Origin of the sequence: Streptomyces sp. KL116D, assembly GCF_030766975.1 — a bacterium.
Lineage (GTDB): Bacteria > Actinomycetota > Actinomycetes > Streptomycetales > Streptomycetaceae > Streptomyces > Streptomyces longispororuber_A.
In genome coordinates, this window is the sequence record NZ_JASERH010000090.1 from 59,912 (window position 1) to 85,937 (window position 26,026).

The 26,026-nt window shown below is 72.7% G+C and carries 19 protein-coding genes and 1 pseudogene; 13 read left to right on the forward strand and 7 right to left on the reverse strand.

Annotated features, from left to right (window positions below; all coding sequences use genetic code 11):
• The first annotated feature begins 87 nt into the window (after window positions 1-87).
• Window positions 88-1,407: an amino acid deaminase gene (locus tag RBJ77_RS36325; RefSeq protein WP_372348855.1), complete on the forward strand. Its 1,320-nt coding sequence runs from the start codon at window positions 88-90 to the stop codon at window positions 1,405-1,407.
• Between the two features lie 171 nt (window positions 1,408-1,578).
• Entirely contained in the window at window positions 1,579-3,186 is a 1,608-nt protein-coding gene (locus RBJ77_RS36330; RefSeq protein WP_372348856.1) for an amidohydrolase family protein, read from the forward strand.
• A 45-nt stretch (window positions 3,187-3,231) separates the two neighbouring features.
• On the opposite strand, the pseudogene RBJ77_RS36335 reads toward RBJ77_RS36330, so the two are convergent.
• From RBJ77_RS36335 to RBJ77_RS36350, 4 genes and pseudogenes are all read right to left on the reverse strand, one after another.
• Window positions 3,232-3,315: pseudogene (locus RBJ77_RS36335) on the reverse strand (serine protease); the annotation flags it as partial.
• Window positions 3,316-3,522: 207 nt separating this feature from the next.
• Entirely contained in the window at window positions 3,523-5,637 is a 2,115-nt protein-coding gene (locus tag RBJ77_RS36340) for a bifunctional polysaccharide deacetylase/glycosyltransferase family 2 protein (RefSeq protein ID WP_372348857.1), read from the reverse strand.
• A complete protein-coding gene (locus RBJ77_RS36345; protein WP_372348858.1) occupies window positions 5,634-6,278 on the reverse strand; it encodes a hypothetical protein in 645 nt (214 codons plus the stop codon). Before RBJ77_RS36345 ends, RBJ77_RS36340 begins: the two co-directional genes overlap by 4 nt.
• A gap of 77 nt (window positions 6,279-6,355) precedes the next feature.
• Window positions 6,356-6,985, reverse strand: a complete 630-nt coding sequence (locus tag RBJ77_RS36350) for an alpha-ketoglutarate-dependent dioxygenase AlkB (protein ID WP_372348859.1) — start codon at window positions 6,983-6,985, stop codon at window positions 6,356-6,358.
• Between the two features lie 127 nt (window positions 6,986-7,112).
• Here RBJ77_RS36350 and RBJ77_RS36355 point away from each other — a divergent pair, with 127 nt between their 5' ends.
• From RBJ77_RS36355 to RBJ77_RS36385, 7 genes are all read left to right on the forward strand, one after another.
• The gene (locus RBJ77_RS36355; RefSeq protein ID WP_372348860.1) at window positions 7,113-8,567 is read left to right on the forward strand and encodes an FG-GAP-like repeat-containing protein; all 1,455 of its coding nucleotides are present in this window, start codon (window positions 7,113-7,115) and stop codon (window positions 8,565-8,567) included.
• 200 nt (window positions 8,568-8,767) lie between these two features.
• Window positions 8,768-9,979, forward strand: coding sequence for a pyridoxal phosphate-dependent aminotransferase (locus RBJ77_RS36360; RefSeq protein ID WP_372348861.1), 1,212 nt, complete (start codon window positions 8,768-8,770; stop codon window positions 9,977-9,979).
• A gap of 87 nt (window positions 9,980-10,066) precedes the next feature.
• Window positions 10,067-10,480 carry a hypothetical protein gene (locus RBJ77_RS36365; protein WP_372348862.1) on the forward strand — a complete coding sequence of 138 codons (414 nt, stop codon included), beginning with the start codon at window positions 10,067-10,069 and terminating at the stop codon, window positions 10,478-10,480.
• 119 nt (window positions 10,481-10,599) lie between these two features.
• A complete protein-coding gene (locus RBJ77_RS36370; protein ID WP_372348863.1) occupies window positions 10,600-11,676 on the forward strand; it encodes a substrate-binding domain-containing protein in 1,077 nt (358 codons plus the stop codon).
• Window positions 11,677-11,692: 16 nt separating this feature from the next.
• Window positions 11,693-12,889, forward strand: coding sequence for a toxic anion resistance protein (locus RBJ77_RS36375; protein WP_372348864.1), 1,197 nt, complete (start codon window positions 11,693-11,695; stop codon window positions 12,887-12,889).
• Window positions 12,886-14,430 (forward strand): substrate-binding domain-containing protein, encoded by a 1,545-nt coding sequence (locus RBJ77_RS36380; protein ID WP_372348865.1) that lies wholly within the window; start codon window positions 12,886-12,888, stop codon window positions 14,428-14,430. The genes RBJ77_RS36375 and RBJ77_RS36380 overlap by 4 nt, the downstream gene beginning before the upstream one ends.
• Entirely contained in the window at window positions 14,417-15,031 is a 615-nt protein-coding gene (locus RBJ77_RS36385) for a hypothetical protein (RefSeq protein ID WP_372348866.1), read from the forward strand. The genes RBJ77_RS36380 and RBJ77_RS36385 overlap by 14 nt, the downstream gene beginning before the upstream one ends.
• Window positions 15,032-15,157: 126 nt before the next feature.
• Here the strand turns inward: RBJ77_RS36385 and RBJ77_RS36390 are convergent, their stop codons facing one another.
• Window positions 15,158-16,984, reverse strand: coding sequence for a phosphoenolpyruvate carboxykinase (GTP) (locus RBJ77_RS36390; protein WP_372348867.1), 1,827 nt, complete (start codon window positions 16,982-16,984; stop codon window positions 15,158-15,160).
• 275 nt (window positions 16,985-17,259) lie between these two features.
• Between RBJ77_RS36390 and RBJ77_RS36395 the strand changes: the two genes are divergently transcribed.
• The 3 genes from RBJ77_RS36395 to RBJ77_RS36405 all read left to right on the forward strand — a co-directional run bounded on the left by RBJ77_RS36395 (window position 17,260) and on the right by RBJ77_RS36405 (window position 20,274).
• A complete protein-coding gene (locus RBJ77_RS36395; protein WP_372348868.1) occupies window positions 17,260-17,943 on the forward strand; it encodes a hemolysin III family protein in 684 nt (227 codons plus the stop codon).
• Window positions 17,944-18,073: 130 nt separating this feature from the next.
• Window positions 18,074-19,651 carry a DHA2 family efflux MFS transporter permease subunit gene (locus RBJ77_RS36400; protein ID WP_372348869.1) on the forward strand — a complete coding sequence of 526 codons (1,578 nt, stop codon included), beginning with the start codon at window positions 18,074-18,076 and terminating at the stop codon, window positions 19,649-19,651.
• An 11-nt stretch (window positions 19,652-19,662) separates the two neighbouring features.
• Window positions 19,663-20,274 (forward strand): TetR/AcrR family transcriptional regulator, encoded by a 612-nt coding sequence (locus tag RBJ77_RS36405; RefSeq protein ID WP_372348870.1) that lies wholly within the window; start codon window positions 19,663-19,665, stop codon window positions 20,272-20,274.
• Window positions 20,275-20,281: 7 nt separating this feature from the next.
• Here the strand turns inward: RBJ77_RS36405 and RBJ77_RS36410 are convergent, their stop codons facing one another.
• Both RBJ77_RS36410 and RBJ77_RS36415 read right to left on the reverse strand, forming a co-directional pair.
• A complete protein-coding gene (locus RBJ77_RS36410) occupies window positions 20,282-20,590 on the reverse strand; it encodes a hypothetical protein (protein ID WP_372348871.1) in 309 nt (102 codons plus the stop codon).
• Between the two features lie 56 nt (window positions 20,591-20,646).
• Window positions 20,647-22,677, reverse strand: coding sequence for a thioredoxin domain-containing protein (locus tag RBJ77_RS36415; protein WP_372348872.1), 2,031 nt, complete (start codon window positions 22,675-22,677; stop codon window positions 20,647-20,649).
• Window positions 22,678-22,795: 118 nt separating this feature from the next.
• On the opposite strand from RBJ77_RS36415, the gene RBJ77_RS36420 reads away from it, so the two are divergent.
• On the forward strand, window positions 22,796-25,999 hold the full coding sequence (locus RBJ77_RS36420) for a tetratricopeptide repeat protein (RefSeq protein WP_372348873.1): 3,204 nt from the start codon (window positions 22,796-22,798) through the stop codon (window positions 25,997-25,999).
• The last annotated feature ends 27 nt before the right edge of the window (window positions 26,000-26,026 follow it).

The following is a 26,026-nucleotide window of genomic DNA, read 5'->3' on the forward strand; positions in this document are numbered from 1 at the left end:
GGCGTTGGCTCGGATGTTAGACAGCAGTAAGCGACATACGCAATGGCCGTTGCACATATTGCAACCGGCCCGCCCGGAGGAGGCACCGTGACCGCCAAGAACGCCGTCAACGACGACGACGCAGCCGAGCGCGGGAAGGCCCGTCTGCAGGACCTGGCCCGGGAGCGGGTCGACTTCCGCTTCAAGGGCCTGCCGCCCGAGGCCGACGGCCGGACGGTCGCCGAGCTGGCCGCCGACCGCCTGAACCTCTTCACGGACGGCTTCACCACCCCGGTCCTCGCCCTCTCCGCGGAGCGCCTGGAGCACAACCTCGCCCTGATGGAGACGTACGCCACCCGGCACGGCCTCGCGTTCGCACCGCACGGCAAGACGTCGATGGCGCCGCAGCTCTTCCAGCGCCAGATCGAGCACGGCGCCTGGGGCATCACCCTCGCCGTCCCCCACCAGGTGCGCGTGGCGCGGGAGTTCGGGATCGAGCGGATCTTCCTGGCGAACGAACTCGTCGACGCGGCGGCCCTGCGGTGGCTGGCCGCCGAGCTCGCCGGCGACCCCTCCTTCCGCTTCGTCTGCTACGTCGACTCCGTGCGCGGCGTGGAGCTGATGGAGGCCGCGCTGACGGCGGCCGGCGCGACCCGCCCCGTCGACGTGGTCGTGGAGCTCGGCGCGGGCGAGGGTGCGCGCACCGGTGTCCGCACGGAGGCCGAGTGCGCGGCGGTCGCGGACGCGGTGGCGTCGGCGACGGCGCTGCGGCTCGCCGGAGTGGCCGGGTACGAGGGCGAGGTGCCGCAGGCCGACGGCGAGCGGGTCCGCGCCTGGCTGCGCCGTCTGGTCGCGCTCGCGGCGGACTTCGACAAGGCGGGCCGGTTCGCGGGCCTCGACGAGATCGTGGTGAGCGCGGGCGGCTCCGCGTGGTTCGACGCGGTGGCGGACGTCTTCGCGGAGATCCCCGAACTGAGCGTCCCCGTCCTGAAGTTGCTGCGCTCCGGCGCGTACGTCTCGCACGACGACGGCCACTACCGGCACCTCACGCCGTTCAACCGGGTCCCGGAGGAGGGCGCGCTGCACCCCGCCTTCCGGCTGTGGGCGCAGGTGGTGTCGCGTCCGACGGCCGAGCAGGCGTTCACGAACGCGGGCAAGCGGGACGCCGCGTACGACCTGGACCTGCCGGAGGCCCAGGTCGTGCGTGAGCTGCGCTCCGGCGAGGTACGGGACGCCTCCGGCGTGACCGTGACGGGGCTCTCCGACCAGCACGGGTGGCTCCGCCTGGAAGCGGGTGCCGGGGTCGAGGTGGGCGACTGGCTCGGCATGGGGCTGTCGCACCCCTGCACCTCGTTCGACAAGTGGCAGCTGATCCCGGTGGTCGAGGCGGACGGCACGGTCGTGGACTACGTCCGGACGTTCTTCTAGGCGCGCCCCCGGTGGGGGCTGGTCGCGCAGTTCCCCGCGCCCCTGGAGGCCTGCGGCCTCCTGGAGGCGCACGGAGTGCGCCTTTCAGGGGCGCGGGGAACTGCGCGATCAGCCCCCACCGGACCCGCACCCGCCCACCCCCAGAACCACCCCCGAACAGGAGAGGCCCCCATGGACCTGGTCATCAAGAACACCCGCGTGATCGACGGCACCGGCGGCGCCTCGTTCCAGGCCGACGTGGCGATCGCGTACGGCCGCATCGCCGAGATCCGCCGGGAGGGTGCGGGCCCCCGCCCCACGGGGGCCCGCACCCTGGACGGCACCGGCCTAGCCCTCGCCCCCGGTTTCATCGACATGCACGCCCACTCCGACCTCGCCCTGCTCCGCGACCCGGACCACAGCGCGAAGGCCGCCCAGGGCGTCACCCTCGAAGTCCTCGGCCAGGACGGCCTCTCCTACGCCCCGGTCGACGACCGCACCCTGGCCCAGGTCCGCCAGGTGATCACCGGCTGGAACGGCGGAGGCCCCGAGGACACCTCCGTCGAATTCGACTGGCGCACGGTGGGCGAGTACCTGGACCGCCTCGACCGCGGCATCGCGGTCAACGCCGCCTACCTCATCCCCCAGGGCACGGTCCGGATGTACGCGGTCGGCTGGGACGACCGCGACGCGACGCCCGCCGAGCTGGACCACATGAAGCGCCTGGTCGCCGAGGGCATGGCGCAGGGCGCGGTCGGCATGTCGTCGGGGCTGACGTACACCCCGGGCATGTACGCCAAGGACGCCGAACTCACCGAGCTGTGCCGGGTCGTGGCCGAGTACGGCGGCTACTACTGCCCCCACCACCGCAGTTACGGGGCCGGTGCGCTCGACGCGTACCGGGAGATGGTGGAACTGACCCGGACCGCGGAGTGCGCCCTGCACCTCGCGCACGCGACGATGAACTTCGGCGTGAACAAGGGCAAGGGCGTCGACCTGCTCGCCCTCCTCGACGAGGCCATCGCCGACGGCGCCGACATCAGCCTCGACACGTACCCGTACACGCCGGGCGCGACGACGCTCGTGGCGATGCTGCCGAGCTGGGCCAACGAGGGCGGCCCGGACGCCACGCTCGCCCGGCTCAAGGACGACGAGACCGCCGAGCGGATCCGCCACCACGTCGAGGAGATCGGCGCGGACGGCTGCCACGGCGTACCGATCGAGTGGGACAAGATCGAGGTGTCCGGCGTCGCCGACCCCGGGCTCGCCTCCTGCGTCGGCAAGACGATCGCGCAGGCCGCCGCCGAGCGCGGCGAGGCCCCCTGGGTCACCGCCCGCCGCCTGCTGATCGCGGACCGGCTCGGCTCGTCGATCCTGCAGCACGTCGGCCACGAGGAGAACGTCCGGGCGATCATGCAGCACCCGGTGCACACCGGTGGCAGCGACGGCATCCTCCAGGGCTTCAAGCCGCACCCGCGCGCGTACGGCACGTTCCCGCACTACCTCGGCCACTACGCCCGCGACCTGGGCGTCATGTCCCTGGAGGAGACCGTCGCACACCTCACCTCCCGGCCCGCCGCCCGGCTGCGCCTGCCCGACCGCGGCCTGGTCCGCGAGGGCTACCGCGCCGACCTGGTCCTCTTCGACCCGCAGACGGTGGCGGCGGGTTCGACGTTCGACGCGCCGCGGACCCTGCCCGTCGGCATTCCGCACGTGCTGATCGACGGCCGGTTCGTCATCGAGGACGGCCGCCGCACGGACGTCCTCGCGGGCAGGTCCGTACGGCGCACCGCCAGGTGAACAGGTGGACCAGGTGAACTACGCGGCGGGCTCGGGCAGTTCACAGCCCTTGCGGTCGACCTCGCAGGGGTTGTTGAAGGTGCACTGCTCGCCGTCCTCGTTGCCGGTGTTGTTCACGGCGATCAGCCGACTTGGCGGCCGTGAGCGTAGGTGACAGGTGCGTCGTGGGGTCTGTCCGCGCCGAGGGCGGGCGCGCACACGGCACCCGCGATGGACTTCTTCATCGGCGGATCCCCTCACGGCGTCGGGTGGGACGCCCGTAGCCGATGGTTGCCGTGTGCATTCTTTGCGGCACGGGGCGACCGGGCAAGAGGTGGGATCCGGTCCGTACTGTGGTCAACTCCCTTGCCGGACAGGGTGGTTGCTGAACGTTCCGGCGCGCTGCATACGCTGCCAGCGCAGTCGGTCGCCGAGCAGCGCGGTGACGACGGACTGCACGACGACGAGGTACATCAACTGCCGGTAGACGACGATCTGCAGCGGCAGCGTCCAGACCGGCTCGAAGCGTTCCTTGTCGAGGCGCAGCGCGTACAGGGCACTGACCACCTGCACGGCCGTGAACGCCAGCCACACCAGCGCGGCCCGCGCAGCTCCCTGGAAGAGCAGCCCGTACAGCGCGAACACGTCGACGAGCGGCGCGAGCAGCGGCAGGAGCGTCTGGAAGAGCAGCAGATAGGTCAGCCCGCGCCGCCCGAACTTGCCGGCCCGGCCGCGCTCGACGAGGGCACGCCGGTGTTTCCACATGGCCTGCAGGGTGCCGTAGCACCAGCGGTAGCGCTGCTTCCACAGCTGCCTGACGGTGGCCGGGGCCTCGGTCCAGGCGATGGCCGACTCCTCGTACACGACGCGCCAGCCCGCCCTGCACAGCGCCATGGTGAGGTCGGTGTCCTCGGCGAGGGTGTCCTCGCTGACGCCACCGACGCCTTCGAGCGCGGAGCGGCGGAACGCGCCGATCGCGCCCGGCACGGTCGGCATGCATTCGAGGACGTCGAACATGCGGCGGTCGAGGTTGAATCCGATGACGTACTCAAGATGCTGCCAACGGCCCAGGATTCCCTGCCTGTTGCCCACCTTGGTGTTGCCGCTGACGGCGCCGACGCGCGGGTCGGTGAACGGCTGGATGAGGTTCCCGATGGCGTCGGGTTCGAAGACGGTGTCGCCGTCGATCATCACGACGAGCTCGAACTGGGCCCATTTCAGCCCGGTGTTGAGGGCGGCCGCCTTGCCCGCGTTCTCCTGCCGGATCACCATCACGCGCGGGTCCTGGGCCCGCATCCACTCGGCGATGTCGTACGTCCGGTCGCCGGAGCCGTCGTCGACGACGACGATCTGCACGTACGGATGGGTGGAGGCGAGCAGCGAGCGGATGGTCGCCTCGATCCCGGCCTCCTCGTTGTACGCGGGGACGATCACGGAGACGGGTTCGGTGAGGCGGGGCGGGCGGTGGCCGCGCCGGTTGCGCCGCCGGACGCGGCGGACGTGGACGCGCGCGACGGTGAAGAGCAGCGCGAGCCGCGCCACGGTGATCGTCCCGGCGGCCACCATCAGCCACCCCGTCGCGTCGACGAAGAACCGGGACGCGTCCTGCGCCCACAGCACGGCCGTGCCGCGCACCTGCGCCGTCGTGGCGACGGGGTAGGTGACGCCGTCGAGGCCGAGTCCGTCGCCGACGGTCGTGAAGCGGACGTCGCCGAGCGGTGCCGCGAACAGCCGCTCGGTGTCCCGCACGGCCGCCGTGGAGCCGGTGAACTGCCGTACGGCGCCCCGCTTCAGGGGCCGCGCCGCGTCGTCGGCCGCGACGACGACATAGCCGTCGGCCATCGCGCGGCGGGCCGCGGCCGCCTGGTCGGCGCAGTACGTGCCCGTGGTCGCGGTGTGCGGCAGCCGCAGGAGCCGGGTGCCGAGGCCCGCCGAGCCGGCCAGGGTGTTCTGGCCGAGGGAGAGTTCGAGGCCCGCGCGGGTGCCGGAGACGGCGGCGAGGTTCGTGTCGCTGTAGGTGTGGGTGCCGAGCTGGTGACCCTCGTCGCGGATCCGGCGCACCAGGCCGGGGTGGGCGGCGGCCTCGGTACCGGTGAGGAAGAAGGTGGCGTGGGCGTGGTGCCGCTTCAGGACGTCGAGCAGGCGCGGCGTCCAGGCGGGGTCGGGTCCGCCGTCGTAGGTGAGGGCGACCGTCCCGGCGGGCATCCGGGCGCTGCGGGTCGCACCGGTGGCGGGGTTCTCGCTGAGCACGGGGCCGCCGTCGCGCAGGGCCCGGTCCGCCGGGGCGCAGTCCTTCGCCGGTCCTTCGGTGGCGGCGATCTCGTGCCGCCCGTAACCGCTGAGGACGAGGGCGGTGGCGGCGACCGCGAGGCCGAGCAGGAGCAGCAGCCAGTGGGCGCGGGGGTCGCGGCGCAGGGCGTGGCGGGTGCGGGCGCGTCCCGGGGTGTGGGGGGAGGCGGTTCTCGGGGTCACTTGGGTCCCTTGGTCGCCCCCGGTGAGCCGTTGCCTCGACCGGGGTTGTTGGCGGAGTTCCCCCGGGACGGTGCGGTGGTGGTGGGCGCCGTGGTCGTGGGCGCCTTGCCGGTGGTGGTCGTGGACGCGGAGCTGGTCGGGCTCGTGTCCTTCTCGTCGGCGGACGCGCTGGTCGGCGCCTTTGACGGGCTCGCGCTCGGGCTCGGCGCGGCGTCGCTGGTGGCGGGCTCCGCGCTCGTCGACGGCGGCGCCGAGTGCTCGGCCCGCTGCCGCTTCTGGTCGTCGTGCCCGTCGCCCCAGGGCAGCGGGCCGCCGGACGGGCTCGACCCGAAGAGCCCGGCGACGACGATGCCGAGGAAGACGACGCAGGCCGCGCCGAGGCCGATGCCGCCGCGCCGCATCAGCCGCCGTCTGCGGCCGGAACCGTCGACGAACACGGCGCTGCCGTCGGATCCTTCGGGTATCGCCGGGAGCGGCGCCGTGTCGGGGACGGCGGCCGGGGCCTCGGTGGCCGATTCCCGCCATCCGTGGACCGTGGCCGGATCGGCGTACCCGTCGTACGCGCCGATGGCCTGTTGCGGGTCGTAGACGACCTCGGGGATCACCGGGTCGTCGCCTTCGTGGGGGTGCTGCCAGGACATGAGGGCGGATTGTAAGGACTGCGGGGGTCCGTGGAACAGCCAACGGCGATAGCGGAGCAAATGCCGTCAACTCCTGCTCAACGCACCCCGTGTGGCCGGAACTGCACGCTGATCCGCGGCCCGGCCGCCTTCGTCGACTTGGGGATCGCGTGCTCCCACGTCCGCTGGCAGGAGCCGCCCATCACGATCAGGTCACCGTGCCCGAGGGACCGTCGCACGGTCTCCCCGCCCCCCACCGGCCGCAGCACCAGATCGCGCGGCGCCCCCACCGACACGATCGCGACCATCGTGTCCTCGCGCGCCCCGCGCCCGATCCGGTCGCCGTGCCAGGCGACGCTGTCCCGCCCGTCCCGGTAGAAGCAGAGCCCCGCCGTGGTGAACGGCTCCCCCAGCTCCTCGGCGTAGTGCGCGGACAGCGCGTCGCGGGCCTCGCCGAGCACGGGGTGCGGCAGCTCCTCCCCCGCCCCGTAGAACTTGAGCAGGCGCGGCACGTCGACGACCCGCTCGTACATCTGCCGCCGCTCGGCCTTCCACGGGACGCCGTCGGCGAGGTGCCCGTACAGCTCGTCGGCGCCGCGCAGCCACCCCGGCAGCACGTCGATCCAGGCGCCGGCCCCGAGCACGGTGCGGCGCAGCCCGGCGAGCGGGCCGAGCGCCGTCTCGTCGTCCTGGTCGAAGAGCGATCCCTGCAGCATGCGTCCCACCATAACGAATATATCGAACTGAAGCTCGAATAAGGGTCTGGGTCACTTCTCTCCCTCTGCGCACAACCCTTCACTCCGACAACACGTCGAACTCTGATCATCCGTGCCCCTGCCAGGAAAGAAGGGCATCTTGCGTCACCGCGCCCGCCATCGCGCCCCCAGTCGCACCGCCACCTCCGCCTCGGCCTTCGCCGCGGCCGCGGCAGCCGCCGTCGCCGCGGGGCTGCTGACGACCGCCCCCGCCCAGGCCGCGACCGCCCCCACCTCGCACGGCCTGGCCGATGTGAACGGGGACGGCTACGGCGATCTCGTCACCGCGTCGGAAGCGACCGTCTCCGGTGCCTCGGGCGCGGGTGCCGTCGTCGTCAACACCGGCTCCGCCTCCGGCATCTCGGCAGCCAGGACCACGGTCGTCACGCAGAACTCGGCCGGGGTGCCGGGCGCCGCGGAGAAGGACGACGCGTTCGGCTCCGCCCTCGCCACCGCCGACCTGAACGGGGACGGCTACACCGACGTCGTCACCGGCACCCCCGACGAGAAGGTCGGCAGCGACGTCGACGGCGGCACCGTCGCCGTGCTGTGGGGCTCGAAGTCCGGGCTGAGCGGCGGCACCACGATCCCCGACCCGGCCCCGAGCGCGCACGACCGCTTCGGCGACCGCCTCACCGTCGGCGACTTCGACGGCGACGGCCGGGCCGAACTGGCCGTGGGCACCAGCAACAACGGCGTGTGGATCGTCGACGGCATCAGCAAGACGGGCACCCCCACCCAGCGCAAGCTGACCACCGCGATCGCCCCGGGCAGCTCCGACTACTACCGCTCCCTGTCGGCCGGCGACTTCGACGGCGACGGCACCGACGACCTCGCCGTGGCCGGCCGCTACGACGAGGACGGCAGCTTCGACGGCGCCACGCTCGTCTACCCGGCCGCCACCGGCACGCCCACCGTCCTGCCCGACGAGGGCCACAGCGCCGCCGTCGGCGACTTCAACGGCGACGGCATCGACGACCTGGCCCTCGGCCACCGCGACGCCAACGCGGTCAACGTCTACACCGGCGCCGCCGCCGGCCTCTCGGCGTCCGCCCACCGCACCCTCACCCAGGACACCGAGGGCGTGCCCGGCGTCACCGAGGACGTGGACAGCTTCGGCCAGTCGGTCGCCGCGGGCGACGTGAACCACGACGGCTACGACGACCTGGCCGTGGGCGTCGACTTCGAGACCATCGGCTCCGTGCAGAACGCGGGCGAGGTCGTCGTGCTGCGCGGCTCCGCCGACGGGCTGACCGGGACCGGCGCGAAGGCGATCCACCAGGGCACCGCCGGGGTGCCGGGCGCGAACGAGAACCAGGACCGGTTCGGCACCTCCGTCCGGCTCACCGACACCAACAAGGACGGCTACGCCGACCTGGCCGCCTCCGCGCCCTTCGAGAACACCAGCAACGGCGCGCTGTGGAGCCTGCGCGGCTCCGCGTCCGGCGTGACCACGTCGCACGCGGTCAGCTTCTCGGCCGCCACCGCGGGCGTGTCGAAGGCGACGTACACCTACCTCGGCCGCTCCTTCGCGACGGACGCGTACGGCTCCTGACGCTCCCGGGCCCTGCCCCGAGTGGCCCATCTCACCCGGCGAGCAGGGCCGCCCCATCGAAGCCGGGCCCCTGGCCCGACCCCGTATTCCGGAGGCGATCGGCACTCCGTGCCACGGCATCCCAGACGGGGTCGGGCGGCCTCGGGCACCCGGCCGCAAACACCGCGCGGCCTCGGGAAACACCGCCGTAAAGTCTGACCATGCAGCTCATCCAGTCGACCAAGCTCGCCAACGTCTGCTACGAGATCCGGGGCCCGGTGCTCGAGGAGGCGATGCGCCTCGAAGCGGCAGGTCACCGGATCCTGAAGCTGAACACGGGCAACCCGGCGGCGTTCGGCTTCGACTGCCCGCCGGAAATCCTGGAGGACATGCTCCGCAACCTCGGCGACGCCCACGGGTACGGCGACGCCAAGGGCCTGCTCGCCGCCCGCCGCGCCGTGATGATGCACTACCAGACCCTCGGCGTGGAGACCGACGTCGAGCACGTCTTCATCGGCAACGGCGTCTCCGAGCTCATCGTGATGGCGATGCAGGCCCTGCTCGACGACGGCGACGAGGTCCTCGTCCCGGCGCCCGACTACCCGCTGTGGACCGCGGCCGTCTCGCTCTCCGGCGGCACCGCCGTCCACTACCGCTGCGACGAGCAGTCGGACTGGATGCCGGACCTGGCCGACGTGGAGCGGAAGGTCACCGACCGCACCAAGGCGATCGTCATCATCAACCCGAACAACCCCACGGGCGCCGTCTACAGCGACGAGATGCTGCGCGGCCTCACCGACATCGCCCGCCGCCACAATCTGCTGGTCTGCTCCGACGAGATCTACGACAAGATCCTCTACGACGGCGCCACGCACACCCCGACCGCCGCCATCGCCCCGGACCTGACGACGCTCACGTTCAACGGCATGTCGAAGGCGTACCGGGTGGCCGGGTACCGGGTGGGCTGGATGGCGATCTCGGGCCCGCGCGCGCACGCGGAGTCGTACATCGAGGGCCTCACGATCCTCGCGAACATGCGCCTGTGCGCGAACATGCCGGGTCAGCACGGTGTCGTCGCCGCGCTCAGCGGCCGGCAGACGATCAACGACCTGGTGCTGCCCGGCGGCCGGCTGAAGGAACAGCGGGACGTGGCGTACGACCTGCTCACCCAGATCCCGGGCGTGACGTGCGTGAAGCCGAAGGGCGCGCTCTACCTCTTCCCGCGCCTGGACCCGAAGGTCTTCAAGGTGAAGGACGACCGCCAGATGGTGCTCGACCTGCTGCGCGCCGAGAAGATCATGGTGGTGCACGGCACCGGCTTCAACTGGCCCGAGCCCGACCACTTCCGGGTCGTGACCCTGCCCTCGACCCGGCAGCTGACCGAGGCGGTGACCCGGATCGGGAACTTCCTGGACGGCTACAGCCAGCCGTGACGTCCGTCTTTGGACGAGTTCTAATTTAGACTCGTTCTAAGGTACGATGGAGGCCAAGCTGCCGCCTGCTGCCCCTGGAGGCCTCCCATGTACGAGCCGATCCGCACCAAGTCGGTCCACACCGTGGCGGCCGACGGCGGCACCTTCCCGCACCGCTCGCGCGAGGAGGAGCTGGACATTCAGCTCGCCGGACACCTGTCGGCGCTGCTCGCGGTCACCGACGAACTGCGCGCCATCGGCCCGGACGACCCGGAGCTGGCCGCGGCGGCCGACGAGCTGGCCGGTCAGATCGCCCGGCTGCGCGGCGGCCACGCCCCGGTCCGCGCGGCCCTGACCGCGGCGGGCCCCGAGCAGGACCGGGCCGCGCTGCACCAGCGGGCGCACGCCCTCGCCGGCCGCGCGCTGGTCGTCGCCGCCTCCCGGGCCGACACCGCCGCCGCGATCCTGGCCGCCCGGCGCATGGAGTACCACTCGGGCGCCGAGCGCCTGGTGTCCGCGTAAGCGCGACGGATCGTCATCAGGGCACAGGGGCCCTCCGGTTGCATACCGGGACCACGTCGTAACCACCCGTTCACCGCCGTCGCCGGGGAATGTTGGCCTCCGCGAGCACGCTCCTCGGCGTGAGACGAATCGCAGGAATGATCCTGGCGGTGCTCCTCCTCGGCGGTGTGGTCACCGCCGTCATCGCGGGGCGGAGCGACGGCGCCAAGGACGACGACAAGAGCACGGCAACGAAGACCGTGCGGATGGTGATCGGTTCGGAGAAGGCCGACTTCTTCGCCGACGAGGACGTGCGGCGCGCGCTCGCCGCCCAGGGCTTCACGGTGCGGGCGGAGACCTCCGGGTCCTGGGCCATGGAGGGCCTCGACCTCAAGGGGTACGACCTCGCCTTCCCCTCCAGCCAGGCCCCGGCAGTCGAACTGGCGGGCCGGCACAAGGTGCGCGGCACGCTCCCGCGCCCCTTCTACTCACCGCTGGTGGTGGTGGCCCACCGGGGCGCCGCGCAGGTGCTCGCCGACAACGGCCTCGCCACGCTCGACACCGCGCACCGGGGCACGCTCGCGATGGGCGCCTATCTGGACGCGGCCCGCCACGACCGCACCTGGCAGCAGCTCAAGGGGGCCGGAAAGTACGGGGAGTTGAGCGGCACGCTCTTCATCTCCTCCACCGACCCGGAGACCTCCAGCTCCGGCGCCCTCTACCTCGCCGCGACCTCGTACGTGGCGAACGGCGGCCGGGTCGTGGCCGACCGGGCGGGCCTGGACCGCACGGCGCCGCTGCTGAAGAAGCTCGTCTCCGTGCAGGGGGCCCAGCAGTCGAGCTCGGACGCCGTCTTCCGGGACTTCGTCAGCGGCGCGGGCAACCCGCTGGTGCTCGTCTACGAGTCCCAGGTCGCGGCGCTCCTCGCGGACGGGCAGCAGCCGGACGACCTGGTGGTCCTCTACCCGGACACCACCGTGAACAGCGACCACACCGCCGTGCCGCTCACCGCGAACGGCCAGGAGCTCGCCCGGCTCCTCGCCACCGACCCGACCTTGCGGAAGCTGGCCGTCCGGCACGGCTTCCGGCCGCAGGGCACCGCCACCGGGTTCGGCTCGGCCGGCACCTATCTGAAGCAGCAGCTGACCGGCGTCCGGCAGGCGCCCGTGCCCACCTCCGCGGTGCTGCACGACATGGCCCGCCGGGCGCGCGGCTGAACGGGGGGAAACAGCCATGACCACGGAGAACCAGTCGCAGAGCCGGTCGGAGAGCACCTTCACGCTCACCCCGCCGGTGCCCGTCGCCGCCGTCCCCCGCGAGAGCGCGGGCGGCCTGGTGCCCGTCGACGACAAGGTGCGGACGGACATGGCGGCGAAGGCCGCCGCGTACGTCGAGCACCTCGCCGCGCTCGACGCCCGCTCCCCCGAGTTCGCCGGCAAGGTCGGCGAGATCACGGCGCTGGGCGCGGGCGACATGCGGACGGCCGCCGCCCAGTCGAACCGGATGCTGGAGCGCACCCTGCGCAGCCTGCCCGACAACGGCGGCGACGCGCAGTCCCACGTGGCGACCTCGCTCGTCGAACTGCGCCGGGTCGTCGAGGACCTGGACCCGCGCGACCTGCCCGCCGGCAAGGGCCGCAAGCTGCTCTCCCGGCTGCCCGGCGGGAACCGGCTGCGCGACCACGTCGCCAAGTACGCCTCCGCACAGGCCACGCTGAACCGGATCGTCGGCTCGCTGCGCGGCGGGCAGGACGAACTGCGGCGCGACAGCGCGGCGTTGCAGACCGAGCGGGTCCGGCTGTGGGAGACGATGGGCAAGCTCCAGGAGTACGTCGTGCTGACCGAGGCCCTGGACGCGGCCGTCGAGCGGCACGTCGACACCGTCGCCGCCGCCGAACCGCAGACGGCCGACTCGCTCCGCGCCGACGTCCTGTTCCCGGTGCGGCAGAAGCACCAGGACCTGCTCACCCAGCTCGCGGTGTGCGCGCAGGGCTACCTGGCGATGGACGTCGTACGGCGCAACAACGACGAGCTGATCAAGGGCGTCGACCGGGCCGCCACCACCACCGTGTCGGCGCTGCGCATCTCGGTGATGCTGGCGTCCGCGCTCGACAACCAGAAGAAGGTCGTCGAGCAGGTGAACGCGTTGCGCGGCACGACCGAGGACCTGATCAGGGGCAACGCCGAGATGCTCGCCGGCCAGAGCGGCGAGATCCAGCGGATCGCCGCCGACCCGGCGGTCGGCGCGGAGGCGCTGCGCTCGGCGTTCCAGCAGATCTACCGGACGCTGGACGCGATCGACACGTACAAGGTGCAGGCCACCGAGGCGATGGCGACGACCGTCGAGTCCCTGACGGCCGAACTCCAGCACGCGGGCAGCTACTTGGAGCGCAGCCGGTCGCGCGGCGCCCTGGACGGGGGGCTTGCATGAGGCGTGCGCTCACCGGCGCACTGGCGCTGGCGCTGGCCCTGCTCGCCGGCTGCACCCAGGAGGACCACCGGGATGCGAAGCCGCAGGACGGTCCGTCGCCCGGCACCCTGCGCGTCCTGGCCTCCAGCGAACTGTCCGACATGACGAAGGCCCTGGAGCTCGCCCGGGACCGGACCGGGATCACGGTCCGCCCCACCTACCTGGGCACCCTGGACGCCGTGCGGCTGCTCGCCTCCGGGAAGGCCGACGGCAGGTACGACGCCGTGTGGCTGTCGTCGGACGACTTCCTGCGGCTCCACCCGGACGCGGCGAAGCGGGTCGTCTCCGAGACGTCCGTCATGTCGAGCCCCGTCGCACTCGGCGTCCGCGACGCGGCCCTGACCCGGCTCGGCTGGCAGCCGTCCGACGTCACCTGGTCGCAGGTCGAACGGGCCGTCGCCGACGGCGAGTTGACGTACGGGATGACCGACCCGGCGCGCTCGAACTCCGGGTTCGCCACGCTCGTCTCCGTCGCCTCCGCGCTCTCCGGCGCCCAGTCGGCGCTGACCGAGCAGGACGTGCGGCGGGCGAAGCCCCGGCTGAAGGAGTTCTTCCGGGGCCAGCGGCTCACGTCGGGCTCGTCGGGCTGGCTGGCGTCGGCGTACCGGCGGCGCGGCGACGTCGACGCGCTGCTCAACTACGAGTCCGTGCTCACCGGCATCCCCGGCCTGACCGTGGTCCGCCCGAAGGACGGCGTCGTCACCGCGGACTATCCGCTCTCCTCGCTCGCCGCCACCCCGGCCACGACGCGGGAGACCGTGCGGCGCCTCGCCGAGACCCTGCGCAGCCCGGAGCTGCAGCGGGCGATCACGTCGACGACGCACCGCCGCCCGGTCGTCGCGGGAGTGCCACCCGCGCCGGGCCTCGCCCCGGACCGGCGCCGCGAACTGCCCTTCCCCGGCAGCCGCGCGGTCGCCGACGGGCTGCTGTCCGGCTACGAGAACGAACTGCGCAGGCCCTCGCGCACGGTCTACGTCCTGGACACCTCGGGGTCGATGAAGGGTGCGCGCCTCGCCGCGCTGAAGAAGGCGCTGCGCGGGCTCACGGGCGACTTCCGGGAGCGCGAGGAGGTGACGCTGATGCCGTTCGGCTCGCGGGTGAAGTCCGTCCGCACCCACGTCGTCGACCCCGGCTCGCCGCGCACCGGGCTTGCCGCGATCGAGCGGGACACGGCCGCCCTGACCGCGTCCGGCGACACCGCCGTCTACACCTCGCTCGAAGCGGCGTACGAGCGTCTCGGCCGGGGGGACGACGACACGTTCACGTCGATCGTGCTGATGACGGACGGCCAGAACACCACGGGTGCGGACGCCGGCGACTTCGGCCGGTTCTACCGCTCCCTCGGCCCGGCCGACCGGCGCATCCCCGTGTTCCCGATCCTGTTCGGCGACGCCTCGCGCACCGAGCTGACCGACATCGCCGAACTGACCGGCGGCCGGCTCTTCGACGCCGTGGGCGGCTCGCTGACCGGCGCCCTGGAGGAGATCCGTGGCTACCAGTGAGCACCCCTCGAAGCTCCTGACGTTCCTGGAGTCCCGCAAGAACCTCACCGGGAGCGCCTGCGGCGTCGTCGGGCTCGCCCTGACGTTCACGGGGGTCGCGGGGGCCTACTGGCCGGTGGTGGTGGCCGGGCTGTACGGCGCGGGCGCGCTGATCGCCCCGCCGGAGCGGCCCGCGCCGCCGGACTTCCCCGACCCGGCGGCCCGGCTCGACGCGTTGCGCGGCGACTTCGCGGAGCTCCGGGACTACCTCGCGGAGGTCGACGTGCCGCCGGTCGCCGCCGCCCGCCTCACCCGGCTCGACGAGCTCCTCGCCGCCCTGCTCGACCCGGGCTGGGCCGCCGAGCTGCTCGCCCAGGACCCGGAGGCGCTGCACGCGCTGGCGCGGGCGGTGCGCCAGGACGTGCCGGAGGCGGTGGACACCTTCGCCCGCACCCGGTGGTGGACCAGGATCGCGCCGGGCCAGGAGCAGCCCGACCGCCATCTGGAGCGCCAGCTCGACCTCGTGCACGACGAGCTGACGACGGTGGCCGGGGCCCTGCGGGAGACCGAGGCGCGCCGCCAGGAGACGCACACCCGGTACCTGGAGGAGCGCAACCCGTAGCAACGGGCGAGGGCCCGCCGTCTCCCTCCTCCCCCAGGGGCTTGCTCGGGGGCGGCACGGGAGGACGACGGGCCCATGACCCCGTACGCCGTTGTACGGGATCTCGCCGGTCCTGGGAGGGGGCGACTAGCCGAGGCGCTCCACGAGCGCCCGGTACTCGTCCCACAGTTCCTTCGGCGTGTGGTCGCCGAAGGTGTTGAGGTGCTCGGGCACGAGCGAGGCCTCCTCGCGCCAGACCTCCTTGTCGACGGTGAGCAGGAACTCCAGGTCGCTGTCGGCCAGTTCGAGGCCGTCCGTGTCCAGGGACTCCTTGGTCGGCAGGATGCCGATCGGGGTCTCGACGCCCTCGGCGCGGCCGTCGAGGCGGTCGACGATCCACTTCAGGACGCGGGAGTTCTCACCGAAGCCGGGCCACACGAACTTGCCGTCGGCGTTCTTGCGGAACCAGTTGACGTAGTAGATCTTGGGCAGCTTGGCGGCGTCCTTCTCGGCACCGACCTTCACCCAGTGGGCCATGTAGTCGCCCATGTTGTAGCCGCAGAACGGCAGCATCGCGAACGGGTCGCGGCGCAGCTCGCCGACCTTGCCCTCGGCGGCGGCGGTCTTCTCGGAGGCCACGTTCGCGCCGAGGAAGACGCCGTGGTTCCAGTCGAAGGACTCGGTCACCAGCGGCACGGCCGAGGCGCGGCGGCCGCCGAAGAGGATCGCCGAGATCGGCACGCCCTTGGGGTCCTCCCACTCGGGCGCGATGATCGGGCACTGGGAGGCGGGGGTGGTGAAGCGGGCGTTGGGGTGCGCGGCCGGGACGCCGGACGCGGGCGTCCAGGAGTTGCCCTTCCAGTCGGTGAGGTGCGCCGGGGTCTCCTCCGTCATGCCCTCCCACCAGACGTCGTTGTCGTCGGTGAGCGCGACGTTCGTGAAGACCGAGTTGCCCCAGAGCGTCTTCATCGCGTTGGCGTTGGTGTGCTCGCCGGTGCCGGGCGCGACGCCGAAGAAGCCGGCCTCGGGGTTGATCGCGTAGAGCCGGCCGTCCTCGCCGAACCGCATCCAGGCGATGTCGTCACCGATCGTCTCGACGGTCCAGCCGGAGATCGTGGGCTCCAGCATCGCGAGGTTGGTCTTGCCGCACGCGGACGGGAAGGCCGCCGCGACGTACTTCGACTCGCCCTGCGGCGGGGTCAGCTTGAGAATGAGCATGTGCTCGGCCAGCCAGCCCTCGTCCCGCGCCATCACCGAAGCGATGCGCAGCGCGTAGCACTTCTTGCCCAGCAGGGCGTTGCCGCCGTAGCCCGAGCCGTACGACCAGATCTCGCGGGACTCCGGGAAGTGCGAGATGTACTTCGTGCTGTTGCACGGCCACGGGACGTCCTGCTCGCCCTCGGCCAGCGGCGCGCCCAGCGTGTGCACGGCCTTCACGAAGAAGCCGTCGTCGCCGAGCTCGTCCAGGACCGGCTGCCCCATCCGGGTCATGGTGCGCATGGAGACGGCGACGTAGGCCGAGTCGGTGATCTCGACGCCGATCGCGGACAGCGGCGAGCCGAGCGGCCCCATGCAGAACGGGACGACGTACATCGTCCGGCCCTTCATCGAGCCGCGGAAGATGCCCCCGTTCCCCTCCTTGCCCGAGAAGATCTCGCGCATCTCGGCCGGGGCCTTCCAGTGGTTGGTCGGGCCCGCGTCCGCCTCCTCCTCGGAGCAGATGAACGTCCGGTCCTCGACCCGCGCGACATCGGTCGGGTCGGACGCGGCGTAGTAGGAGTTGGGGCGCTTGATCGGGTCGAGCTTCTTGAACGTTCCCTTGGCGACGAGTTCCTCGGCGAGCCGCTCGTACTCGGCCTCGGAGCCGTCGCACCAGACCACGCTGTCCGGCTGCGTCAGTTCGGCGATCTCGTTGACCCACGAGATGAGTTCCTGGTGGTTGGTCGGGAGGGGAGCCGCGATGTCGCGCGCCACGATCGCTCCTAAATGAGGGGTCTTTAGTTGGGGAGGCCCCGTGGGGGCTGCGACCCGGACGCTGCGCCTCCCGTTCCACCGAAAATCGATGGGCGCTCATCCGGTGCCGACCGCACTCATTTGATCATCCGACCGTTTCGCCCATCTGTCCAGGGGGCCTCACACTTGAGCGACGTGAGCATCACCACTCGGATTCGGACATAGGGATCTCCCCAGGGGAAAGCAGGGGGCTATCCGTATCTGTTACCTACGGTCGCGTAGGTACGATGCCGAGCATGAGCGTCGCCGCAGAGCAGCCCGAAACACCCGTCGCAGAGCCCCATTTGCTGAAGCCGAAGCTGCGTGGCTGGCTGCATGCGGGCATGTTCCCGGCCGTCCTGGTGGCCGGCCTGTTCCTCACCGCGCTCGCGGACTCCACGCGCGGCCGCGTGGCCTGCGGCATCTACGTACTGACGGCCTGCCTGCTGTTCGGCGTGAGCGCCCTCTACCACCGGGGCAACTGGGGGCCGCGCGCGGACGGCGTGCTGCGCCGGCTCGACCACGCGAACATCTTCCTGATCATCGCCGGCACGTACACGCCGCTGACGATGCTGCTCCTGCCGGGCACCAAGGGCGACGCCCTGCTGTGGGGCATCTGGGCGGCGGCCGCGGCCGGCATCGTCTTCCGCGTCTTCTGGGTCGGCGCCCCGCGCTGGCTCTACACGCCGTGCTACATCGCGATGGGCTGGGCGGCGGTCTTCTTCCTGCCCGACTTCATGCGCACCGGCGGCATCGCGGTCCTCGTCCTGGTGATCGTCGGCGGACTGCTCTACAGCGCGGGCGGCGTCATCTACGGCATCAAGCGCCCGAACCCGTCGCCCCGCTGGTTCGGCTTCCACGAGGTCTTCCACTCGCTGACCCTCGCGGCGTTCGTCGTGCACTACGTCGGCATCTCCCTGGTGGCCTACCAGCACGCCTGACCCACACCCCCCACCTCCCCCGAGAGGCCGCGGCTCGAAGCCGCGGCCTCTTTTCGCGTTCCCGTTCTTTGCGATTCCAAGAGAGACTACCGATTGACAGCACCTAGGAAATGAGAGCTACTCTCATTTCATGGTTACTGTCACTCAGGAAGTGGAGTCGCGCCCGGACCCCCGGCGCTGGTGGGCCCTCGGGGCCCTGGTCGCGAGCATGCTCGTGCTCGGTTTCGACATGACGATCCTCAACGTGGCGCTGCCGACGATCGCCGCGGACCTCGGCGCCACCACCGGTCAGCAGCAGTGGATGGCGGACGCGTACATCGTGGTGTTCGCCGCCCTGATGCTCCCGGCGGGACTGCTCGGCGACCGGTTCGGGCGGCGCCGGATGCTGATCGGCGGACTCGGCGTCTTCCTCGCCGCCTCCGTCCTGGGCGCCTTCGCGAGCGACGTGAACTGGGTGATCGCGGCCCGCGCCCTGATGGGCGTCGGCGGTGCGCTCGTGATGCCGCTCGCCATGTCCGTCCTGCCCTCGCTCTTCCCGCGCGCCGAGCAGACCAAGGCCATCGGCATGATCTCGGCGGCCTCCGCGCTCGGCATGCCGCTCGGCCCGGTGATCGGCGGCTGGCTGCTCAACCACTTCTGGTGGGGCTCGGTCTTCGTCCTGAACGTGCCGATGGTCGCCATCGGCATCACCGCCTGCCTGTTCCTGCTGCCCGAGAGCCGCGACCCGGCCGCGCCCCGGGTCGACGTCGTCTCCACCGCCCTCACCGCGCTCGGCCTCGGCGCCCTCATCTACGCGATCATCGAAGGCCCCGGCAAGGGCTGGAGCGACGCCGTCGTGATCGGCGGGTTCGCCGCGGCCGTCGTGCTGCTCGGCACCCTCGTGCTGCGCGAGCGGCGCAGCGAGTCCCCCATGCTCGACCTCTCGCTGCTGAGCCACCGCGGCTTCCTGAGCAACACCCTCACGGCGACGCTCGGCATGTTCGTCATGTCCGGCGTGATGTTCCTGCTGCCGCAGTACCTCCAGGCCGTGCTCGGCACGGACTCCCTGGGCACCGGCGTCCGGATGGTCCCGATGATGGGCGGCATGCTGGTCGCGGCCAAGCTGGCGCAGTCGCTGGTCGTCCGGTTCGGGGCGCGGTCGGTGATCGTCGTCTCCCTGGTGGTGCTGGCGTTCGCCGCGTTCCTCGGGGCGCGCACCACCGTCGACTCGGGGTACGGCTTCACCGCGCTGTGGCTCTCCGTCGCCGGGGTCGGGATCGCCTTCGCGATGATCCCCGCGATGGGCGGCGCCCTCGGCGCGCTCTCCAAGGACCAGGCCGGCCGCGGCTCCGGGCTGATGAGCACGGTGCGGCAGACCGGCAGCGCGCTCGGCGTCGCCCTGCTCGGCGCCCTGGTGGCCGGCGCGTACACGGACCGGCTGGGCACCGCGGGACTGCCGGGCCCCGCGGCGGACGCGGCCCGCGACTCGGTGATCGGCGCCCACGTGGTGGCGGGCCGGCTCGGCGACCGGGCGCTCGCCGCGTCGGCGGACTCCGCGTTCGTCCACGGCATGGACCTCGCGCTGGTCGTCATCGGCATCGTGGCGCTGGCCGCCGCCGCGCTCTGCGCGGTCCTGCTGCCCGGCGGGGCCCCGGCCGCCGGGTCCGCCGGGTCCGCCGGGTCCGCCGGGTCCGCCGCGGAGGTGGCCGCGATCAGCACGGATGCCTGACAATGAGCGCCATGGCCGCCTCAGCACAGACGCCCGCGGAGCCCAAGGTCGGGCTCCGCGAGCGCAAGAAGATCAAGACCCGCACGGCGATCCGCGAGGCGACGTACCGCCTGATCCTGGAGCAGGGGTACGACGCGACGACGGTCGAGCAGATCGCCGAGGCCGCCGAGGTGTCGCCGTCCACGGTCTTCCGGTACTTCCCGACCAAGGAGGACATCGTCCTCACCGACGAGTTCGACCCGATCCTGGAGCGGGAGCTGCGGGCGCGGCCCGCCGACGAATCGCTGATCGACTCGCTGCGGCACGTCATCGACGACAGCCTGCACCTGGCCCTGGAGCACGACGACCCCGAGGTGTCGCGACTGCGCACCCGCCTCCAGGTCGAGGTGCCGGCGGTGCGCTCCCGGATGATGGAGTCGATGTCGGTCACGGGCGACCTGATGTGCCGGGTGATCGCGGACCGCACCGGCCGGGACGCCGGTGACCTGGAGGTCAGGGTCTACGCGATGGCGCTGGTCGGCTCGATGATGGAGGCCACCATGTACTGGGCCCAGCACGGCCACGAGGGCGAGCTGCGCGATCTGGTGATGCGCGCCCTCGACACCGTGCAGCACGGCCTCTAGGGCCTGGTCAGGCCCGTCCCAGGTCCTCGAAGCCCGTCGGCCGCGTGGACACGAAGCTCCACGTCGAGCCCTTCGCGCCGCCCGCCACCCGGATGTCCTCCGTGCCCGAGGCGGGCGACGACCAGTGCACGCGGAACGTGTGCGCCGTGCGGCAGTGGTTGCGGAAGTAGACGGTCGTCGTCAGGACCCCGCCGTCCTTCCAGGACCAGGTGAAGCACCCCTCGCTCCCCCGGTGGACCGTGTCGAGCGATCGGGCCGCCGGGGCCGGCACGGCCAGGACGGCGCAGGTCAGCAGTGCTGCGGTGGTGCGGATCATGTCCTACGTATGTCAGCGGGCGGCCCGCCGGAAACCAGCGGCCCGCCCGCGCCCGGTCAGGACCGCCCGTCGCCCAGGACCTGGCTCAGCCGGTCGGCGTCGGTCACCGGGGCGTCGCACACGAAGTGCCGGCACACATAGGCGGCCTCGCCCCCGCCGACCAGCGGCCGGTCGGCGAGCAGCGGCAGCTCCGTGCTCCCCTCGGGTCCGGCGGCGACGACGGCGCCCGGCGCGGTCCCGGTGAGCGCCGCGTGGTGCATGCGCCCGCCGATCTCACCGACCACGGCGACCTCCCGGGGCCCGTCGAGCAGCGCCTCGGCGACCGCGAGCCCGTTCCCGATGAACCGGGGCGCCCGCGGTCCGAGCGCCTTCACCACGCCCGACGCGCGCTCCGCCGCGGTCCGGTGCGGCTCGGAGCCGGTGTGCGCGGCGTACGACAGGAGCGCGCCCGCGGCGGCGGTCCAGCCGGACGGGGTGGCGTTGTCCGTCGGGTCCTGCGGCCGCCGGATGAGCTGCTCGGCGTCGGCGGCGGTGTCGTACAGGGCCCCGCTCTCCCGGTCCACGAACCGGTCGAGGACGTGGTCGAGCAGGAACCCGGCGAACTCCAGCCAGACGCCCTCGCCGGTCACGGAGGCCAGCGTGAGGAACCCCTCGGCGACGTCGGCGTAGTCCTCCAGCACCCCCGCGTTGGCGCCGGCCCGGCCGTCCTTGCTGGTGCGGGCGAGGCGCGCCTGCGGATCCATGTGCAGCCGGACCAGCAGGTCGCCCGCGCACACCGCCGCGTCCACCAGGTCCTGCCGGCCGAAGTAGGCGCCGGTCTCGGCGAGCGCGGCGATCGCCAGCCCGTTCCACGCGGCGACGACCTTGTCGTCCCGGCCGGGGGCGGGGCGCTCGGCGCGGGCGGCGGTCAGCCGCTGCCGGATCGACTCGATCCGCTCGGCCTCGAACACCTCGTCGCTCTGCGGGAGTTGGAGCACGGAGGCGCCCTCCTCGAAGGTGCCCTCCTCGGTGACGCCGAAGAACCGGGCGGCGACAGCTCCGTCCTCCTCCCCCAGGACCTCGGCCAGTTGCTCCGGCGTCCACACGTAGAAGGCGCCTTCGACGTGCTTCCCGCTCGCCGGGTCGAGGCTGTCGGCATCGAGCGCCGACGCGAACCCGCCCTCGTTCGTGCGCAGTTCGCGCACCATGAACTCGGCGGTCTCCAGGGCGACGCGCTGCGCGAACTCCGACCCGGTCGAGCGCCACAGGTGCGCGTAGGCGCGACACAGCAGCGCGTTGTCGTACAGCATCTTCTCGAAGTGCGGCACGGTGAACTCGCGGTCGACGGAGTACCGCGCGAAGCCGCCCCCGAGCTGGTCGTAGATCCCGCCCCGCGCCATCCGCTCGCAGGTGTCGACGGCCATCTGCAGCGCGCCCTCGGTGCCGGTGCGGGCGTGGTGGCGCAGCAGGAACTCGATCACCATGGACGGCGGGAACTTGGGCGCCCCGCCGAACCCGCCGTGCGTCGCGTCGTACTCGCGCACGAGCCCGAGCAGCGCCTGCCCCAGCTCCTCGTCGCCCGGCGGCCGCGTGTCCCCGTAGGGCAGTTCACGGCCCGCGAGATCGGCGGTGATCTTCGCGGCGACCTCGGTGACCTCGCCGCGCCGGCCGGTCCAGGCGTCCCCCACGCCCTGGAGGACCTGGGTGAAGGACGGCATGCCGTGGCGCGGCTCGGGCGGGAAGTACGTGCCGAAGTAGAACGGCTCGGCGTCCGGGGTGAGGAAGACCGTCATGGGCCAGCCGCCCTGGCCGGTGGCGGCCTGCACGGCTTCCATGTAGACGGCGTCGACGTCGGGGCGTTCTTCTCGGTCGACCTTGACGGGGACGAAGTGCTCGTTCAGGACGGCCGCGGTGGCCTCGTCCTCGAAGGACTCGTGGGCCATGACGTGGCACCAGTGGCAGCTCGAGTACCCCACGCTGAGCAGCACGGGAACCCCCCGCCGCTTCGCCTCCTCGAAGGCCTCGGCCGACCAGGGCCACCAGTCCACCGGGTTGTCGGCGTGCTGGAGGAGGTAGGGGGACGTCTCTTGGGCCAGTCGGTTCGGCATGTCTCCATCCTTGCGCATGCCCGTCGCGGTCGCGTCTTTGATCGCCGGGACCCTCGCGCCGACACCCCATACGCAGGACACTTGACGCCGGACTGACGCAACCGGAGGGGGACCGAAGATGCGAGACAGCCATCGGGCGGAGGCCGAGCGGCTGTTGGCCCGGGCCGTGGAGGAGGAGGTCAGGCGCTCCGGCGGCCGGACCGACGGGGGCGTGCTGCTCGCCCGCGCCCGGGGTGCGCTCGACGCCATGGGGCAGACCGCCACCGAGGAGTACACCGCGTACACCCGGGCCCTGGACGAGGCGGCGGCGGGACAGATGTCGTTCGGGGAGCGGTTCGCGCAGGAGCGCGGCTCGACTCCCCTGATGGTGACGGGAGTCGGTGCGCTCACCGCCGTGGTGGCCGACCTGGCACTCGGCGCCGGGACCGGGGTCGCCGTGGGTGCCGGGGCCGCCGTCGCGGTGCTCGGCGCCACCGCGACCGTCGTCAAGGTGACCGCCTCGCACCTGCCCGCCGCGAGCCGCAGCGCGGGGGCGCGGAGCCAGCCGGGCGGGCCCGAGCAGCTGCGGCTGCAGTGGCTGACCGCGCTGGAGGTGCGCGGGATCCGGCCGTTCCTGGACCAGCAGCGGGTGCTCGCGTCGAGCACCGGCACCTCGAAGAAGACGGCGGCGCCGCAGCTGCGGCGCACCGACAAGAGCGCGGCGGCGCGGCGCAGGAGCGTACTGGAGCAGTCGTTCGGTCAACTCCCGGTGCCGGAAGGCCCGTTCGCGGGCCGTCGGGCCGCCCTGTCGCGGATCGCGCAGTGGGTGCACGCGGCCCGCGCGAGCACCCAGACCCGGCCGACGGTGGTGGTGCTGCACGGGGCACCCGGGTCGGGGCGCACGACGCTGGCGGTGCGGGTGGCGCACGAGGTGCGGGACCAGTTCCGCGGGGCGTGCGTGGTGGACCTGCGCGGCGACCGGGCGGACGCGCCGCCGCTGACCACGCGGGACGCGCTGCTGCACCTGCTGAACCGGCTCGGCGCGCCGCGCGAGCAGTTGCTGTTCCGGGAGCGTTCGTCGCAGGAGCAGCAGGTCAAGCGGCTCAGCGAGCTGTACCACCAGCATCTGACCGGGCTTCCGGTGACGATCGTGCTCGACGACGCGGAGGACGCGCAGCAGGTGCGCACGCTCATCCCCGAGCGGTCCGACAGCCTCGTCGTGGTCACCTCCCGCAAGCCGCTCGAACTGGCCGAGGACACCCCGGCGTGGGTGCACCACCTGCCTGTGGAGGCGCTGGACGCGGCGGGCGCGGAGGAGCTGCTGCGGGAGGCCGCGGAGGACGCGTCCGGCCCGTACGACGCGGAATCCTCGGACGCCGTACGGGAGTTGTGCGGCGGCCTGCCCCTCGCGCTGCGGGTCGCGGGGTCCGCCATCGGCCCGCGGACGACCCGTCAGCTCGCCGCCGACCTGGCCGCGTACGGGCCCGTGGAGCCGGTCGAGCGGGTCCTGTGGCTGCGCTACACCGACCAGTCCGACACCGCCCGCCGGCTGCTGCGCCGGCTCGCGCTCGCGGGCCGGGCCTCGCTCGGCGCGGCCGCGGCGGCGGCGCTGCTGGCCACGGACGAGCAGGAGGCCACCCGGCACCTGTCGGCGCTGTCCCGCGCGGGCCTCGTCGACCACGTCCGGGGCAGCCGCTACCGGCTGCACGACCTGGTCCGCGTCTTCGCGCAGGCCCGCCTCGCCGACGAGGAGGAGCCGGCCGAGCGGACGGCGGCGCAGGAACGCCTGATCCAGAGCTACGCCGAGCTCGCCGACTCCGTGATCCGGCTGGTCGACGGCAACATGTCGACGCGGGCCGGCCAGATGGGCCCGCACGGCTTCACGTCGCTGGACGCGGCGCTGCGCTGGCTGGACGACGAGTCGAGCTTCATCACGGCGGCGCTCCGGCACGCGGAGGGCGTCAACCAGGACGCGGTGCTCGGCCTCCTCGGCGCCCTGTGCGACTACTGCCTGCTGCGCGGCGACCTCTACCGGCTCGGTGAGATCAGCGAGTTGACGCAGGCCATCGACCAGGGGCTGCTCGTGCGCTCGGTCCAGTGGCGCACGGGCATCGCCGCCCGCCAGCTCGGCGAGCTCGACAAGGCACGCACGACCCTGTCGTCGGTGGTCGACCTGTACCGCGAGGCGCACCACCGGGCGGGCGAGGCGCGGGCCCTGTGCTCGCTCGGCATCACCCTGCACCACCAGGGCCAACTCACCGAGGCCACGGCCCGGTTGAGGGAGGCGCTCGACCTGCAGACGACGCCGGAGACGAAGGGCGACCGCGGCTGGACGCTGCACGCGCTGGCGGCGGTCGAGCGCGACCGCGCGCACGTCGGCGAGTCCCTGGCGCTGCTGACCGACGCGCTCGCCCTGCACCGGGAGAACGAGTCGCTGCACGGCGAGGCGTGGGCGCACTTCCAGCTCGGCCAGCTGTGCCTGCGGATGGGCGACGTGCCGGGCGCGGACGAGCAGTTGAGGTCCGCGCTCGACCTGTACGGCCGCACGCGCGACGGCCGCGGCGAGGCCTGGGCGCTGACCCAGCTGGCCCGCGCCCGCCTCGTCGACGGCGACGCGTCGGCCGCCGTCGACGGGCTGCGCCAGGCGGCGTCCCGGCACCGCGACAACGAGGACGCGCGCGGCGAGGCCTGGACGTACTACTACCTGGGCCAGGCTCTGGAGGAGACCGGGAACCTGGACCAGGCGGTCCGTGAACTGGAGCGCTCGCGCACGATGTTCTCCCGGATGCGCGACGTCTACGGCCTGGCGTGCGCCCGCCACCACTCGGCGCGCGTCACCCGCGACCAGCGGGCCGCGCAGACCGGCTCGCTGCGCAACTCCGGCTTCGCCCGCCAGCTCCTGGTGGACGCCCGCGCCGACTTCCAGCGCATCGGCGTCGCGCACGGCGAGGCGTGGACCTGCCTGGAACTGGCGGTCGTGGACGCCGGCAACGCCCGGCTCCAGCAGGCGGTGACGCTCTGCGAGGAGGCGGCCGCGCTGTTTGCCTCGTACGGCGACCGGCGCGGTGAGGACTGGGCGACGTTCCTGCGCTGCACCCTCCTCCCGTACGCCTCCCCCGGCGGCTCGGAGGTCGGCGCCGCCGTCGCCCAGGAGGACCTCTCCCAGCTCACCCGCACCCCCAACCCCACCCGCGACGGCAAGCTCGACGACTACGTGGAGGCGTACCAGCTGCTCCTGGAGCGCGGCGTGGAACTGTCGGACGGCTGGCAGGCGTGGCGCCTCGGCATGGTGCCGAACCGGCATGCGCGGGACGTGATGGGGGTGGTGGTCGGCGCGGCCTGACGGCCCGCCCCGCACCCGGCAGCGGCC

Excerpts from the sequence above, each read along its gene's own strand:
- RBJ77_RS36330 (WP_372348856.1), top strand. The coding sequence starts at position 1,579 with ATGGACCTGGTCATCAAGAACACCCGCGTGATCGACGGCACCGGCGGC.
- RBJ77_RS36345 (WP_372348858.1), bottom strand. The coding sequence starts at position 6,278 with ATGTCCTGGCAGCACCCCCACGAAGGCGACGACCCGGTGATCCCCGAG.
- RBJ77_RS36350 (WP_372348859.1), bottom strand. The coding sequence starts at position 6,985 with ATGGTGGGACGCATGCTGCAGGGATCGCTCTTCGACCAGGACGACGAG.
- RBJ77_RS36360 (WP_372348861.1), top strand. The coding sequence starts at position 8,768 with ATGCAGCTCATCCAGTCGACCAAGCTCGCCAACGTCTGCTACGAGATC.
- RBJ77_RS36365 (WP_372348862.1), top strand. The coding sequence starts at position 10,067 with ATGTACGAGCCGATCCGCACCAAGTCGGTCCACACCGTGGCGGCCGAC.
- RBJ77_RS36375 (WP_372348864.1), top strand. The coding sequence starts at position 11,693 with ATGACCACGGAGAACCAGTCGCAGAGCCGGTCGGAGAGCACCTTCACG.
- RBJ77_RS36380 (WP_372348865.1), top strand. The coding sequence starts at position 12,886 with ATGAGGCGTGCGCTCACCGGCGCACTGGCGCTGGCGCTGGCCCTGCTC.
- RBJ77_RS36395 (WP_372348868.1), top strand. The coding sequence starts at position 17,260 with ATGAGCGTCGCCGCAGAGCAGCCCGAAACACCCGTCGCAGAGCCCCAT.
- RBJ77_RS36400 (WP_372348869.1), top strand. The coding sequence starts at position 18,074 with ATGGTTACTGTCACTCAGGAAGTGGAGTCGCGCCCGGACCCCCGGCGC.
- RBJ77_RS36405 (WP_372348870.1), top strand. The coding sequence starts at position 19,663 with ATGGCCGCCTCAGCACAGACGCCCGCGGAGCCCAAGGTCGGGCTCCGC.
- RBJ77_RS36410 (WP_372348871.1), bottom strand. The coding sequence starts at position 20,590 with ATGATCCGCACCACCGCAGCACTGCTGACCTGCGCCGTCCTGGCCGTG.
- RBJ77_RS36415 (WP_372348872.1), bottom strand. The coding sequence starts at position 22,677 with ATGCCGAACCGACTGGCCCAAGAGACGTCCCCCTACCTCCTCCAGCAC.
- RBJ77_RS36420 (WP_372348873.1), top strand. The coding sequence starts at position 22,796 with ATGCGAGACAGCCATCGGGCGGAGGCCGAGCGGCTGTTGGCCCGGGCC.